General features: G+C 53.9%; 11 protein-coding genes. 5 read left to right on the forward strand and 6 right to left on the reverse strand.

The annotated features are described in order from the left end of the window. Positions 1-204: 204 nt before the first annotated feature. Together uvrA and RZ35_RS01635 are read left to right on the forward strand one after the other, a co-directional pair. A complete protein-coding gene (uvrA, locus tag RZ35_RS01630) occupies positions 205-3,051 on the forward strand; it encodes an excinuclease ABC subunit UvrA (protein ID WP_026741743.1) in 2,847 nt (948 codons plus the stop codon). A gap of 66 nt (positions 3,052-3,117) precedes the next feature. Beyond that, the gene (locus tag RZ35_RS01635) at positions 3,118-3,537 is read left to right on the forward strand and encodes a secondary thiamine-phosphate synthase enzyme YjbQ (RefSeq protein ID WP_026741744.1); all 420 of its coding nucleotides are present in this window, start codon (positions 3,118-3,120) and stop codon (positions 3,535-3,537) included. Between the two features lie 10 nt (positions 3,538-3,547). On the opposite strand, the gene RZ35_RS01640 is transcribed toward RZ35_RS01635, so the two are convergent. Then, a complete protein-coding gene (locus RZ35_RS01640) occupies positions 3,548-5,137 on the reverse strand; it encodes a sensor domain-containing diguanylate cyclase (protein WP_036152400.1) in 1,590 nt (529 codons plus the stop codon). 1,197 nt (positions 5,138-6,334) lie between these two features. On the opposite strand from RZ35_RS01640, the gene RZ35_RS01645 reads away from it, so the two are divergent. Further along, a complete protein-coding gene (locus RZ35_RS01645; RefSeq protein ID WP_026741746.1) occupies positions 6,335-8,026 on the forward strand; it encodes a methyl-accepting chemotaxis protein in 1,692 nt (563 codons plus the stop codon). Positions 8,027-8,212: 186 nt separating this feature from the next. Here RZ35_RS01645 and RZ35_RS01650 read toward each other — a convergent pair whose 3' ends face one another. The 3 genes from RZ35_RS01650 to RZ35_RS01660 all read right to left on the reverse strand — a co-directional run bounded on the left by RZ35_RS01650 (position 8,213) and on the right by RZ35_RS01660 (position 10,809). Continuing rightward, the gene (locus tag RZ35_RS01650) at positions 8,213-9,406 is read right to left on the reverse strand and encodes an amino acid aminotransferase (RefSeq protein ID WP_026741747.1); all 1,194 of its coding nucleotides are present in this window, start codon (positions 9,404-9,406) and stop codon (positions 8,213-8,215) included. A 62-nt stretch (positions 9,407-9,468) separates the two neighbouring features. Beyond that, on the reverse strand, positions 9,469-10,083 hold the full coding sequence (locus RZ35_RS01655; RefSeq protein ID WP_026741748.1) for a YitT family protein: 615 nt from the start codon (positions 10,081-10,083) through the stop codon (positions 9,469-9,471). A 258-nt stretch (positions 10,084-10,341) separates the two neighbouring features. Next, positions 10,342-10,809, reverse strand: a complete 468-nt coding sequence (locus RZ35_RS01660; RefSeq protein WP_026741749.1) for an Lrp/AsnC family transcriptional regulator — start codon at positions 10,807-10,809, stop codon at positions 10,342-10,344. Between the two features lie 325 nt (positions 10,810-11,134). On the opposite strand from RZ35_RS01660, the gene RZ35_RS01665 reads away from it, so the two are divergent. After that, positions 11,135-11,899, forward strand: a complete 765-nt coding sequence (locus RZ35_RS01665; protein ID WP_026741750.1) for a transporter substrate-binding domain-containing protein — start codon at positions 11,135-11,137, stop codon at positions 11,897-11,899. Positions 11,900-12,141: 242 nt separating this feature from the next. Then, positions 12,142-12,393 (forward strand): YdgH/BhsA/McbA family protein, encoded by a 252-nt coding sequence (locus RZ35_RS01670; RefSeq protein WP_026741751.1) that lies wholly within the window; start codon positions 12,142-12,144, stop codon positions 12,391-12,393. A 126-nt stretch (positions 12,394-12,519) separates the two neighbouring features. Here the strand turns inward: RZ35_RS01670 and alr are convergent, their stop codons facing one another. Together alr and dnaB are read right to left on the reverse strand one after the other, a co-directional pair. Further along, positions 12,520-13,605: an alanine racemase gene (gene alr, locus RZ35_RS01675; RefSeq protein ID WP_026741752.1), complete on the reverse strand. Its 1,086-nt coding sequence runs from the start codon at positions 13,603-13,605 to the stop codon at positions 12,520-12,522. An 18-nt stretch (positions 13,606-13,623) separates the two neighbouring features. Further along, positions 13,624-15,033 carry a replicative DNA helicase gene (dnaB, locus tag RZ35_RS01680; RefSeq protein WP_026739166.1) on the reverse strand — a complete coding sequence of 470 codons (1,410 nt, stop codon included), beginning with the start codon at positions 15,031-15,033 and terminating at the stop codon, positions 13,624-13,626. Between the last annotated feature and the right edge of the window lie 90 nt (positions 15,034-15,123).

Below are 15,123 nucleotides of genomic sequence, written 5' to 3' on the forward strand. Positions count from 1 at the left end.
ATAGTCTAAACGATGAATTCTAGCACGCTACACCGCCTTATTATACTCGCGATGCGCGCCGCATAATTTTTTCCTTTGCGCGTTTATTTGACAACCACCACTGGTTATCCATTCAGTTTTATTTATGCCATAATCATTGGTTTCGTACTGGATTTCTCTCTGCGTGAGGGATGCAAAACAGCGTCAATGACGGGAAGTATGTGAATGGATAATATCGAAGTTCGTGGTGCCCGTACTCATAATCTCAAGAATATCAATCTGATAATCCCACGCGATAAGTTGATTGTGGTCACGGGATTATCCGGATCCGGAAAGTCATCGCTGGCTTTTGACACCCTCTACGCCGAGGGGCAGCGACGTTACGTGGAATCGCTGTCGGCGTATGCCCGGCAGTTTTTGTCCCTGATGGAAAAACCAGACGTCGATCATATCGAAGGGTTGTCGCCGGCCATTTCCATCGAACAGAAGTCGACGTCTCACAACCCGCGCTCCACCGTCGGCACAATCACTGAAATTCATGACTACCTGCGTCTGCTGTATGCCCGCGTCGGGGAGCCTCGTTGCCCGGAACACGGCGTTCCGCTGGATGCCCAAACCGTGAGCCAGATGGTGGATAACGTACTGGCGCAGCCGGAAGACAAACGGCTGATGTTGCTGGCGCCGATTGTGAAAGACCGTAAGGGCGAGCACACCAAGACGCTGGAGAATCTGGCGACGCAGGGGTACATCCGCGCTCGGATCGATGGCGAAGTGTGCGATCTGTCCGATCCGCCGAAGCTGGAATTGCATAAAAAACACACTATTGAGGTTGTCGTTGACCGCTTCAAGGTGCGCAGCGATCTGGCCCAGCGGCTGGCGGAATCGTTTGAGACCGCGCTAGGACTATCAGGCGGCAGCGCCGTCGTCGCCGACATGGACGACGACAACGCGCCCGAACTGCTGTTCTCCGCCAACTTCGCTTGCCCGATCTGCGGCTACAGCATGCATGAGATGGAACCGCGCATGTTCTCCTTCAATAACCCCGCCGGCGCGTGTCCGACCTGCGATGGGTTAGGCGTGCAGCAATTTTTCGACCCGTCCCGCGTCATCCAAAACCAGGAGCTGTCTCTGGCGGGCGGTGCGATTCGCGGATGGGATCGCCGCAATTTTTACTACTTCCAAATGCTGCGTTCGTTGGCGGAACATTATGAGTTTGATGTCGATGCGCCGTTCGACAGCCTGAGCGCAGACATTCAGAAGGTCGTGCTGTACGGCTCCGGCAAGCAGAATATCGAGTTCAAATATATTAATGACCGCGGCGATACCTCGGTGCGACGCCATCCGTTCGAAGGCGTGCTGAACAACATGGAGCGGCGCTATAAGGAAACGGAATCGACGGCGGTGCGCGAAGAGCTGGCGAAGTTTATCAGCAACCGCTCCTGCGCAAGCTGCCACGGCACCCGCCTGCGCGAAGAGGCCCGCCATGTCTACGTGGCCGAAACCACGCTGCCGCACATTTCCGATATGAGCATCGGTCAGGCGCTCAGCTTTTTCCAGAATATTGCACTGAGCGGCCAGCGCGCGAAGATCGCCGAGAAGGTATTGAAAGAGATCGGCGATCGGCTGCGCTTCCTGGTGAACGTGGGTCTGAATTACCTGTCGCTCTCCCGCTCGGCGGAAACGTTGTCCGGCGGCGAAGCGCAGCGTATCCGTCTGGCGAGCCAGATCGGCGCAGGGCTGGTCGGCGTGATGTATGTGCTCGACGAACCGTCCATTGGTCTTCATCAGCGGGACAACGAACGGTTGTTGGAAACGTTGATTCACCTGCGCGACCTCGGCAATACGGTGATTGTGGTCGAGCATGATGAAGACGCAATCCGCGCCGCCGATCATGTGATTGATATCGGTCCCGGCGCCGGGGTGCATGGCGGCGAGGTGATCGCCGAAGGCACCGTGGATCAAATCATGGCCGTCTCCGAATCCCTGACTGGGCAGTTCCTCAGCGGTCAGCGGAAAATCGAGGTGCCAACTGAACGCGTACCGGCCGATCCCACCAAAGTCCTGAAATTGATCGGCGCCAAGGGCAACAACCTTAAGGATGTGACGCTGACGCTGCCGGTAGGGTTGTTTATCTGCATCACCGGGGTGTCCGGATCGGGCAAGTCAACGCTGATCAACGATACGCTATTCCCGCTGGCCCAGCGCCAGTTGAACGGTGCTACCATCGCTGAATCCGCGCCGTATCGCGACATTCAGGGGCTGGATCACTTCGACAAAGTGATCGATATCGATCAAAGCCCAATCGGTCGTACGCCGCGCTCCAACCCGGCGACGTACACCGGCGTATTCACGCCAATCCGCGAGTTGTTCGCCGGCGTGCCGGAATCACGCACCCGCGGTTATAACCCCGGTCGCTTCAGCTTCAACGTGCGCGGCGGACGCTGTGAGGCGTGTCAGGGCGACGGCGTCATCAAGGTCGAGATGCACTTCCTGCCGGATATCTACGTGCCGTGCGATCAGTGCAAGGGCCATCGCTACAATCGTGAAACGCTGGAGATCAAATACAAAGGCAAAAGCATTCACGAAGTGCTGGATATGACGATTGAGGATGCTCGCGAGTTCTTCGACGCCATTCCGGCGCTGGCGCGTAAGCTGCAAACGTTGATCGACGTCGGTTTGTCCTATATCCGTTTGGGACAGTCGGCCACGACGCTGTCGGGCGGCGAGGCGCAGCGCGTCAAGCTGGCGCGCGAACTTTCCAAACGCGGCACCGGCCGGACGCTGTACATTCTGGATGAACCAACCACCGGGCTGCATTTCGCCGACATCCAACAGTTGCTGGCCGTGCTGCATCAGTTGCGCGATCAAGGCAATACCATTGTCGTCATCGAGCATAATCTGGATGTGATCAAAACGGCCGACTGGATTGTGGATTTGGGGCCGGAAGGCGGCAGCGGCGGCGGCGAAATTCTGGTCAGCGCTACGCCGGAAACCGTCGCCGAGTGCGAGGCTTCGCACACCGCACGCTTCCTTAAACCGCTACTGGCGCGAGAGACAACCCGCGTCCTCTGAACCGTGCGTCCGCGTGGAACTTAGCCCGCGCGGACGAACCTGTCTGCAACGTCAAAGGGGCTGAACATGTGGATGCAACGGGAAATCGTTCTGAAGCCGAAAAGCCGCGGCTTCCATCTGATTACGCGCGATGTGCTGGCGTCGATACCGGAAATCAGTCAGTTGCGGGTTGGGCTATTACAGGTATTCATCAAGCACACTTCCGCGTCATTGACGCTGAATGAAAATGCCGACCCCACGGTACGTCAGGACTTCGAAAGCGCCTTCAATCGGCTAGTGCCGGAAAATGCGCCTTACTATCGCCACTGCGATGAAGGCAGCGACGACATGCCCGCGCATCTCAAGTCCAGCCTGCTGGGCAGCAGCGTTATGCTGCCGGTTAGCGACGGGGGCCTAAACATTGGGATATGGCAAGGAATTTACCTGTGTGAACACCGCAATCACGGAGGGAGTCGTTCTCTGGTGCTGACGTTGCAGGGCGAATAGCCGGGCATCCTCAGAGCGGGGCGACGCTTCCTCCGGCAATATACTCCACCACTACGCGGTTCCTGCCGGTATTTTTAGCCTTGTACAAGGCGTTGTCGGCGGTTTTAACCGCCGTATCCAGCGGGCACTGTTTCGGCGTAAAGGATGTCACGCCTAATGACACCGTGATGTGGCGGCACATAGGAAAGATCATGCGCTCCACGCTCTTACGCAGGCGTTCGGCGATGATAGAGGCGATATGGATATCCGTTCCGGGCAGCAGCATCAGGAACTCCTCTCCGCCGGTGCGGCACATGATATCCATCTTGCGGGCGTTGCTGCGCATCTGCTGGCCGAGCTGGCGGATGACCTCGTCGCCGATATCGTGGCCGTAGGTATCGTTGACCTGCTTGAAGTTATCGATATCAATCACCACGACCGATACCGATTTTTTTTCCAGCATGACCATTTCCAGGCCTTCCTGTAGTCCCCGCCGATTCAATAGCCCCGTCAGCGGATCGGTATGCGCTTCTGAGCTGAGACGACCAATACGTTTATGCAACATCATGGTGCCAAGCAAAATCGCGTCCTTCAACCTGGCTGCTTCCATGTACCAGGAGGGCACGGCCCGGATCTGGCTGATAGCGCCTTGTTCGCTCATTCTGCTGGCCGACATGGCCAGCTGACGGAGTGGTCGGGCAATGGATACAGCGAAGATCGTCAAGACCAGTAACGTCAACAAGGCGACCGGCGTGGCCTCCTTTAGCACGCTGTACATAATGTTATTCAGCGCTTTGTCTGTGACGGCGGAGGATTGCAGGGTGATCACGGTCCAACCGGTCTTATGCNCTTTGGCGAAGCCTGCAAGCACCAGATTGCCTTGTTCGTCGGGCATCATGAAGGAGCCGGTATCCTGGCTAGCGGTGGCTTGTTTCAACTGCCGATCGTTAATTCGCTCGCCTAACGGTTCTTTATTTTGGTAGTGATAAATAATATTGCCTTCATTATCAATGATATAAACCATTGATCGGTCATTATTCAGCGGCGTAAATTCATCCATGATACGTAATTTGGTTAGGTGAATAGCGCTGCGAATATCCCCCAGGTGTACACCTTGTTCATTGGTTATCGGCGCTGACAATGCAATCGCATAGTCGTTTTCATCGGTTTTATAGGGAAGGCTGGCGGCGACGTTGTCGGGCGACTGGGGGGTGTGACCGGTATCGGCGACCAGCTTATTGACTTCCACCACGTTACTTTCTGGAGAGAACGCAACCAGATTGTTATTATCGTCGACAATAATAACGGAATTGAAATTCTGGCTTAATTGATAAATACGATCGGTCTCGGCCTGAATCTGACTGGTATCAGGAAAGTATTTAGAAATGAAGCTAGCACTGTAAGTCATCTGTTTTTTAGAGGCAGATAATGTGTTTTCGATGCTAGCGGCCAAGCGTGAAGAATAATCTATATTGATTTTGGATAACTGATTAGCGAACAACTCTTTATAAACGTTATAGATAGAGAGGTAACCATTTGTCAGAGTGACCAGCATGCTTGCTATTGAGATAGATAGAATGAGTCCCCGCAAATTGATCTGAAATATCTTCTTTATTTTCATCCAGTTCCAACCAGTTTTTAAAGCTATATCGTGGTGGAGGTAGTCACAGTGTTATTGCGTTAGCGTGCGAATTATTTTTATAGTATTTAAATTTTTTGTTGTTACTTTTCATTAAAACTTATTGCGTAAAAATAGCAAAAAAATATCAAAAAGGTTAGTGGTAACAATACTTTTTATTATTTATGTATAGGTGGACTCATTAATTATTATAGGAGTGAAAGAAGTATCTCTTCTTTTATTATAAAGAAAATCATTAAATGAAGTTCATTACCTAACTGGTAATCGGTTTCTCTTTTGTTCGCAATCCAGAATAGTGGCGGCGCAACGGTATGATGAGATGCGAGTCGTTTTTATACTCATTATTGGGTGTATTTGTGTAATATCAATTTGTATAAATAGTAGTCTTTTCAGGGGTTGTAATCACTGTAATGTGTAAAGATATGATTAATATGTAAAGTTGTGGCATTTATGGCCGATGAAGAGCACGCACGACCGTGTTGTTGGCAGAGCGCTTCAAAGGTCATTGGGATAATAAAGGCGACGATAATGGTTGTCATTTATCCCAAATTTCCTCTGGCATTTTCCACTCTGTTTTAGATTTAGCACGGTTAATTCGGCTCTCTCCCGTTTTGTCGGTAGCGCGATATTGGGGGAATTATCCCATTGCTGGGTGGAGGCCATGAAAATTTAGCATGAAGATGCTGTCGGCGCTGCGTTGTCGCGGCGCGCTGTGTTAAATGGCGTCACTGCTGAATAAATGTCTGGTCATCAACCGCTGGGCTTAGAGCCTATCCTCTAAGATCGAATTAATTGGCTGTTTGGGCTTGAAGAAACGTTCGACATTCCTGGTGTTTCTCCCATGTGCCGGTTGAATATTTGTGCTCGCGCATAGTGACCGGATGTCGTCGGTATAAAGCGCCTGACGTTTTGCTCTGCACTGGCCGTGTCAGAGATCGCCTCGTTAATAACGTCTACTGGGATAGGCTCTTTGTTTTTCCCCGTTCTGTCATCTCGCCTGCATACCCGTCATTCGTGTGAAGCGCTGATTTTGCGCCTTGAAAATGGACATCTCCCAATGTCTTCAATGCTGTCATTGCGCAATATGATTTATGTTGGTGATTATTTGATTGAATGATATTCACTCTGATTTTTACCGTTATGGTTTTTTTATTTTTGTATAAAAAAGGGAACAAGATTATGCGTTTATCTGATTGGAAAATAGGCTATCGGCTAGCCGCCGGGTTTGCCGTTTTAGTACTGATGATTTGTATCGTCAGCTTCGTTTCTATTTCCAGATTGTCGGATTTTCACGAAGATGCGCGCGGCATCGTGACGGATGTTTATCCGCAGACGGTACAGTCGAATAACTTGATTGATAACGTCAATGCCGTCGTCCTCGCCTATCAGAAACTGCTTTTGGTACAGGATGCAGAGAAAACTCGTGTCATCATGAATGAGATTGCGGAACAGGCGAAGAAAATCACCGCGTTGATGCAGGAAATCGACAAAAGCGCCGAACAGCTGAACGATGAGAAATCAATGCGCATTATGGATAATATCCATTCGATCCGCGGCGAATTCCTGATCTCGGGAAGAAATATTATCGACCGCGTCAAAGCGGGGGATATTGATGGCGCAACCACTGAATTCAACACGCATTTGGATGTTGTTCAAGGGAAATACCGTGCTGCCGTGGCCTCGCTCATCGACCATCAGGACGATGCAATGGGCGACACGATGCACAAAATGGAAAGCACCTATAACTTTACCCGCTGGCTGCTGCTGGGTATTTTGGCCGCCTGTGTGGTGATGGTGGTGGTGATCGCTCGCGTACTGACGGGCAGTATTACTTCGCCGATCCGTCAGGCGCTGGGCTTGGCCGAAAGCGTGGCCAAAGGCGACCTCACCGCGGAAGTTCCATCTTCGGGTAAAGATGAAATGGGTCAGCTGCTGCGTTCGTTGGAATATATGAACGTTAGCCTAAGCCAGATCGTCGGCCAGGTGCGCGACGGCGCGGAGAGCATTTCTTCTGCTGCGTCGCAGATCGCGGCTGGAAACCAGGATCTTTCCGCTCGTACGGAAGAGCAGGCCAGCTCTCTGGAACAGACGGCTTCTTCGATGGAAGAGCTGACCTCGACCATCACTAACACCGCAGAAAATACACGCCATGCAACTAGCATTGCCGATCAGGCGTCGGTAGCGGCGAAGCAGAGCAGTGACGTCATGCTGTCAGTGACGCACAAAATGCGTGGTATTCGCGATTCATCCCAGCGTATGGCAGAAATCATCGGGGTGATTGACGGCATCGCGTTCCAGACTAACATTCTGGCGCTGAATGCCGCGGTGGAAGCGGCCCGGGCCGGTGAGCAGGGCAGAGGTTTTGCCGTGGTTGCAGGTGAAGTTCGCTCTCTGGCGCAACGTAGTGCTACGGCGGCGAAAGAGATCAAAGAACTGATTGACGACTCGGTCAGTAAGATCCAGGAAGGAATGCAGCTCGTTGATTCTGCTGAAGACAACATGTCCAACCTGACTACACATGTGCAGGACGTGAACGAGATTATCAGCGAGATCTCTCAGGCCAGCGGCGAACAGAGTGACGGCATCAACCAGATCAACATCGCGGTCGGCCAGATTGACTCTACGACGCAGCAGAACGCCGCGCTGGTGGAAGAGTCCGCGTCTGCGGCGCTGTCTTTACAGTCTCAGGCAACCATGCTGACCGATGCGGTGAGCACCTTCAAGTTGAGTCACAGCTTCGTTGCAACGAGCGGCCGTCAGCAGCCGCAGTCGTCCGCAGAGAGCGCATTGCCAGCAGCGAAGGCTGTTAAGCAGGAAAAAACGCAGCCGGCAGCGGCTTCTGCAAGTTCTGAGGATTGGACGTCCTTCTAAAACGCAATGGCTGGCGGCAATTTCCTCTATTGAGGCGAACTCCTGCCTGCTCTTGATCTCCGCCGCGGCGGAGATCAGCGTATCACTCAGGCGGTCGCAAAGTTAGCGACCGCTTTCCCGCCGGAAAAAATTCAAAAAAAAAAAGCCTGCCGCTTGATGCTGGCAGGCAGTATGAGCAAAACGATGCTATTGCACGGCTGCGAACGCCGCGGCAACCTTTTGTACGTTACTGTGATTAAGTCCGGCTATGCAGACTCGCCCGCTGGCGATGAGGTATACGCCAAACTCCTCGCGCAGCCGATCAACTTGTTCAGGGCTAAAACCAGTGTAGCTGAACATTCCGCGTTGCGTCAGCAGGTAGCCGAAATTGCGATCGGGCAAGGCTTGCTTCAGCGCATCCACCAGCGTTTGACGCATCTCAGAGATGCGTTGACGCATCGCCGCCACTTCCGCATGCCACTCAGCGTTGAGCGCTTCGTCGTTGAGCACGTGAGAAACCAGCTGTCCGCCAAAGTTCGGCGGGCTGGAGTAGTTACGGCGGACCGCTGCCTTTAACTGACCCAGGACGCGCTCTGCCGCGTGGCTGTCTTCGCAAATGACGGAAAGCCCGCCCACGCGTTCGCTGTACAGCGAGAAGATTTTCGAAAACGAATTGCTGACCAGCGCAGGCAGACCGGAGCCTGCGATGGCGCGGAGGGCATAGGCGTCATCGTCCATGCCTGCGCCAAATCCCTGATAGGCGATATCGAGAAAAGGGATCAGATTGCGTGACAGCAGCACTTCAATAACCTGATCCCATTGCGCGTGGGTCAGATCCGCGCCGGTCGGATTATGGCAGCAGGGGTGCAACAGGACGATGCTCTTGGCCGGCAACTGCTTCAGCGCGTTGAGCATGCCCTGGAAATTCACACCGCGGCTGGCGTCGTCGAAATAGGGGTAGGTATGCACCTTGAAACCGGCGCCGGCGAAGATGGCGATATGGTTTTCCCAAGTGGGATCGCTGACCCAGACTTCCGAGTCGGGAAAATAGCGTTTGAGGAAATCCGCGCCGACTTTCAGCGCGCCTGAGCCGCCCACGGTCTGGATCGTGGCGATACGCCCGGCACTCAGCGCGGGGTGGTGCTCGCCAAACAGCAGCCGTTGAATGGCGCTGCGGTAAGACGCCAATCCTTCCATCGGCAGGTAGCTGCTCGCCTGTTTGAACTGGTTCGTCAGTTGAGCCTGTGCGGTGCTGACCGCTTTCAACTGGGGGATCACCGCGTGCTCGTCGTAGTATAGCCCGATGCTGAGGTTAACTTTGTCGGCTCGGGGGTCCTGTTTAAATTGCTCCATCAACGACAGGATGGGATCGCCCGCATAGGCGTCAACATGTTGAAACACGGTCAATTACTCCAGGGTTAATCGATATCTTGCGTAGTGATCTTGCGCATGGTCATACGACTTTACACCGCGTATCGTCCCGGACGGTGATTCATGGCAATAATCAGATTCAGGATGGTTGCCCCGACAACAGAGGCAACCAGCATGGGTATGCTTACCACGAACAGCGATGCCAGCACAATAATCACATCCACTACCATTTGAAATTTTCCCGCCCGGATGACGTTTTTATCCTGCAGATAAAGCGCGAGGATATTGATGCCTCCCAGACTGGCTTTGTGGCGAAACAAGACAATAAATCCCAGCCCCATGATCACATTGCCGAAGAGNGTCGCGTAAAAAGGATCGAGCCGGTCGATGTGGATGAAGTGCCCGTGAAGGTCGGAAAACACGGATACCAGCGCAACGGCGCAGAAGGTTTTGAGTGTAAAACGCCATCCCATACGGCGGATAGCCAGATAATAAAACGGCAGATTAATCAGGAAGAACGCGACGCCGAACGAGATGNGAAGGACATAGTGCAGCAAAAAGGCCATCCCCGCCGTCCCGCCGGTCAGGGCGCCGGACTGGCGCAGCAAAACTATGCCGAAAGACACCATTAGCGTACCGATGAGGAGCGCGATGGTATCTTCGATGGGGGTATGCGACAGATCGTCGTGGCTGATGACATTATCCATAAGAACAGTACGTTAGTTGATGGAAGGATAAGGGATAGCAAGCAAAAAACGCACCAGACCATGCCGACCCAGATCGGTTTGGGTGATCTTCGAACAGTTTTAAGGCTAACGTATTGATATCCCGAAGGGATGATTTTGCACGGAATGTGCGTAATGAGGGGGTTTTTAGGCTGTGATGTGCAACATATTTTCGTTTTATGCGAGATTTAACCGCATGGTGTGCACCATCATAAAGCCTTATGCCCCGAATTGGGGCAATCAGGCCGTCGCCGCTATCAGTCCATTTTCCTTGAGACGGTTGAGAACCACCGAAGTTTTCAGGTGCGCTACGCTCTTGTTCTGCGACAGTATATGGCTGATCAGTTCGCTGAGTCCGGGTAGGTCCGCCACCGCGACCTTCAGCAAATAGTCGGCGTCGCCGGTGGTTTTGTAAGCGTCGATAATGGCGTCCACTTCGCCCAGCATCTGGTGGAAGCTGTCCACGCATTCCGGGGTGTGATTGATAAGACGTACTTCAATCAACCCCAGCGTTTCCAGCCCGATCGCGTCCGGCGCCAACCGGGCGTGATATCCCAAAATCAGCTGTGCGTGTTCAAGGGCAATGCGGCGACGTGAGCACTGCGATGCGGACAGCCCGACGAGCTCGCTTAGCTCCTGATTGGTCAGTCGGCCGTTAGATTGCAGCAGCGTCAGGATTTTCAGGTCAAAGTCATCAATGTTGTACATAGTGATGTTCACCGGGCAAAAAACGAGCTTACAGACTAACAGGTTTTTGCCGCACGGAAACCCTGCCCGTGGTCCCGGCAAAACGGCGCTGGATGGCGACGAGTTCTAGGCGCTGCGGAAAACGGCATAAGAATAGGAATGCCGCGAGCGGATTTCGGGCGAAAATCTGGAGCATTATGCCAAAGACGATGAGTTTGGAAGCGCAGAATAGCGGATGGCTCGCTGAGGGTTGGTGTGCATGTCGGGATGTGTCATAAAGAGTGAAAAATCATCATGTCGGCGCAAGCACGACGTCGTTCAACGACAATGCTAAGGGTTAAATGAAATGAAGAAATGGTTCCCGCTGACTCTGTTGCTGGCTTCCGGCGCCGCAAGCGCGGCATCGCACCTGGATAGCGTGCAGCAGCAGGGCGTGCTGAGAGTCTGTACTACCGGAGATTACAAGCCTTACAGCCTGCTGCGGGGAGATGGCGAATACGAAGGCATCGATATCGACATGGCGCACTCGCTGGCCGCCAGCCTGGGCGTGAAGGTCGCCTGGGTGAAAACGACCTGGAAAACGCTGATGCCCGACTTTCTGGCTGGGCGTTGCGATATTGCCGTCGGCGGAATTTCCGTGACGTTGGAGCGACAGAAAAAAGCATTCTTTACGAACAGAATCGATGTGGATGGAAAAATCCCGTTGGTGCGTTGTGAAGACCAAGAGAAGTATCAGACGATCGACCAGATCAATCGCTCGTCCGTGCGTTTGATTGAACCCGCCGGCGGCACGAATGAAGCATTTGCGCACGCCCATTTGCCCAATGCGCAGCTGATGCTGCATGACAACGCGGCGATCTTCCAGCAGCTCGCGGACGGCAAAGCGGACGTCATGATCACCGAGGCGTCGGAGGCGTTGTACCAACAGAAACATTATCCGTCGCTGTGCGCGGTCAATCCGGCGCATCCGTTGCAGTATGGCGAAAAAGCGTTTTTGTTGCCGCGGGACGACGCGAGCTGGAAGCAGTACGTTGACCAATGGCTGCACTTGACAAAAGCCACAGGAGAATACCAGAGGATTATGGGGAAATGGCTTTCGATAACAAAATGATAAGCTGAATATGGTTGGGTGTCAGGTTTATTGGACTAATGTAAGGCTGTTACACCATATTTAATGCGATCGCATCGATAGCTAAATAGAATAATTTTTTATCTATCGGTGCTTTTTTTGTTCATATTTTTTGAATGTGGTCAGCAAATTAACCCAATTTTAACAGCGTTGTAACTGGACTATCATTATTCACATCGAAGACAGACATCGTCTTCCCAACAATCATGTGAAGGATATCGTTTATGAAAACCCTTAGTACTGTTATTGCCGCTGTCGTACTTTCTACCGCTTCATTCGCAACGCTTGCCGCGACCGAAGTCAACAAAACTCAGGGCACGTCCATTGGTAGCGTTTCCGCCAGTGCGAAAAACCTGGGCGACCTACAGTCCAATCTCTCTTCTGCGGCAGATGCATCGGGTGCGAAGTCATTCCGCATTATTTCCACGATGGACACCACCAATCATGTCCGTGGCGTCGCTGAACTCTATAACTAATTTTTCGGTAGGATATCTTCATAAGGTGGGTAAATCATGAAACCTATCGATGACAAGACTCCAGATAAGCAGGCCCGCGATTAAACTGCGGGCCTCTTTTTACGTCTGTGTCGAGACGGTGGCGATTCAGAACGGCTCGTCCGTATAAATGATTTGGGTACGGGACGTCAGGCGCGTCAACAGTTCATAGGCGCTGACGTTATTCATGGCCGCCACGCTTTCGACCGGCAAATGTTTGCCCCACAGCTCGACTTCATCGCCGACCCGATCCTGCGACTCCGGCCCCAGATCCACCGTGATCATATCCATTGATACCCGACCCGCCAGTGGGACTGTGCGTCCATTGACCCACACCGGCGTACCGCTTTTCGCACAACGAGGATAGCCATCCCCATAGCCCATAGCGACCACGCCAAGTCGTGTGTCGCGCGGGCTGGTCCAGCTGCTGCCATAGCCGACGGGTTCGCCGCACTGATGTTCGCGTACGGCAATCAGATGGGACGTCAACCGCATCGCGGGCTGTAACCCCCAGCGGGCGGCGTTGTCGCCGTCGAGCGGCGAGACGCCGTAGAGCACGATGCCGGGACGAATCTGGTCGCGGTGCGACTGCGGCCACAGCAGAATACCGCCGGACGCGGCGATGGNCTGCGCTCCCGGCTTGCCTGCGGCAACGGCGTCGAACGTCGCCAGCTGGTGCTGGGTGACATCCACTTCCGGCTCATCCGCACGGCAGAAATGACTCATGATGTTCACCGGTTGCACCACATTGGGGCAACGGGACAGGCGTTGCCAGAACGCGTCGGCCTGATCCGGCCGCACGCCGAGGCGATGCATGCCCGTGTCCAGCTTCATCCAGACCGTGAGCGGTTGGGATAGCGTTGCCTGTTCCAGCGCTTCCAGTTGCTCGAGGCTATGGACCGCGGTTTCCAGTCCATTGGCCGCCAGCAGCGGCAGTTCCTCCGCAGAGAAAAAACCTTCCAGTAGCAGGATAGGGTGGGTGATGCCCCCGGCGCGCAGGGCCAGGGCTTCGCTGAGGCGGGCGACGCCGAAGGCATCGGCGTCGCTTAAGGTACGGGCGGTTTCCAACGCGCCGTGCCCGTACGCGTTGGCTTTGACTATCGCGACCAGACGGCTGTTGGGCGCACGCTGGCGGATGACTTGCAGATTGTGTCGCAGAGCGCGGCGATTAATGACGGCGGTTGCCGTTTGCATGCTCGTTCCCTTATCACATTATTCATCATCGTACTGCGGCCCGGCGTAGTTATCGAACCGCGACCACTGTCCGTTAAAGGTCAGGCGTACCGAGCCAATGGGGCCATTACGCTGTTTCCCTATAATAATTTCAGCGATGCCTTTCAGGTCGCTGTTCTCGTGATAAACCTCGTCACGATAGATAAACATGATCAAGTCGGCATCCTGTTCGATGGAGCCGGACTCACGCAGGTCGGAGTTGACCGGACGTTTATCGGCGCGCTGTTCCAGACTACGGTTAAGCTGAGACAGCGCGATAACGGGCACTTGCAATTCTTTCGCCAATGCTTTGAGCGAGCGGGAAATTTCTGCGATTTCCAGCGTACGGTTTTCCGACAGCGACGGCACCCGCATCAGCTGCAGGTAGTCGATCATAATCAGGCTGAGGCCGTCATGTTCGCGGAACACGCGACGCGCGCGGGAGCGGACTTCCGTCGGCGTCAGGCCGGAGGAGTCATCGATGTACATGTTGCGCTTTTCAAGCAGCAGCCCCATGGTGCTGGAGATGCGAGCCCAGTCCTCGTCGTCTAGCTGACCGGTACGGATTCGCGTCTGGTCGACGCGCGATAGCGACGCCAGCATACGCATCATGATCTGCTCGCCGGGCATTTCCAAACTGAAAATCAGCACCGGTTTTTCCTGCGTCATGGCGGCGTTTTCGCACAGGTTCATGGCGAAGGTGGTTTTCCCCATGGACGGTCGGGCGGCCACGATAATCAGGTCGGATTTCTGCAACCCGGCCGTTTTCTTATCCAGATCCTGATAACCGCTGGACACCCCGGTGACCCCGTCGTGCGGGCGCTGATAAAGCTGCTCGATACGGGAGACGGTGTCTTCCAGAATACGGTCGATGCTTTTCGGGCCTTCATCCTTGCTGGCGCGATTCTCCGCGATCTGAAAGACGCGGGACTCCGCCAGATCCAGCAGATCTTCACTGCTGCGCCCCTGCGGATCGTAACCGGCATCGGCGATCTCGTTGGCGACGGCGATCATCTCACGCACGACGGCGCGTTCACGCACGATATCGGCGTACGCGCCGATGTTCGCGGCGCTGGGGGTATTCTTGGCCAGCTCGGCCAGATAGGCGAAGCCGCCGGCGGATTCCAGCTCGCCTTTCTGCTCCAGCGACTCTGACAGGGTAATCAGGTCGATGGGTTTGCTCATCTCCAGCAAACGCTGCATTTCGCTGAAAATCAGCCGATGAGCGCGATTGAAGAAGTCATTGGTGACAACGCGTTCTGCTACGTTGTCCCAGCGCTCGTTGTCGAGCATCAGTCCACCCAACACAGACTGTTCCGCTTCCAATGAATGTGGGGGGAGCTTTAGCCCTTCGACCTGACGGTCGCGAGGTTCTGCGGATTTATTGGTGGATCTTTTCTTCTCAGCCATGAAGCGCGTTCTTACGGGTTGATTTACAAGAATGGAAGGGGGCATTGTATCTCTGAAAAGCGGGAATGGCACCCGCTGTCACCGTAAACC

The sequence above is a fragment of the Lonsdalea quercina subsp. quercina genome, assembly GCF_000688655.1.
In the GTDB taxonomy this organism is placed as follows: domain Bacteria; phylum Pseudomonadota; class Gammaproteobacteria; order Enterobacterales; family Enterobacteriaceae; genus Lonsdalea; species Lonsdalea quercina.

Coding starts and splice junctions, on each gene's coding strand:
- uvrA (WP_026741743.1), top strand. CDS start 205: ATGGATAATATCGAAGTTCGTGGTGCCCGTACTCATAATCTCAAGAAT.
- RZ35_RS01635 (WP_026741744.1), top strand. CDS start 3,118: ATGTGGATGCAACGGGAAATCGTTCTGAAGCCGAAAAGCCGCGGCTTC.
- RZ35_RS01645 (WP_026741746.1), top strand. CDS start 6,335: ATGCGTTTATCTGATTGGAAAATAGGCTATCGGCTAGCCGCCGGGTTT.
- RZ35_RS01660 (WP_026741749.1), bottom strand. CDS start 10,809: ATGTACAACATTGATGACTTTGACCTGAAAATCCTGACGCTGCTGCAA.
- RZ35_RS01665 (WP_026741750.1), top strand. CDS start 11,135: ATGAAGAAATGGTTCCCGCTGACTCTGTTGCTGGCTTCCGGCGCCGCA.
- RZ35_RS01670 (WP_026741751.1), top strand. CDS start 12,142: ATGAAAACCCTTAGTACTGTTATTGCCGCTGTCGTACTTTCTACCGCT.
- dnaB (WP_026739166.1), bottom strand. CDS start 15,033: ATGGCTGAGAAGAAAAGATCCACCAATAAATCCGCAGAACCTCGCGAC.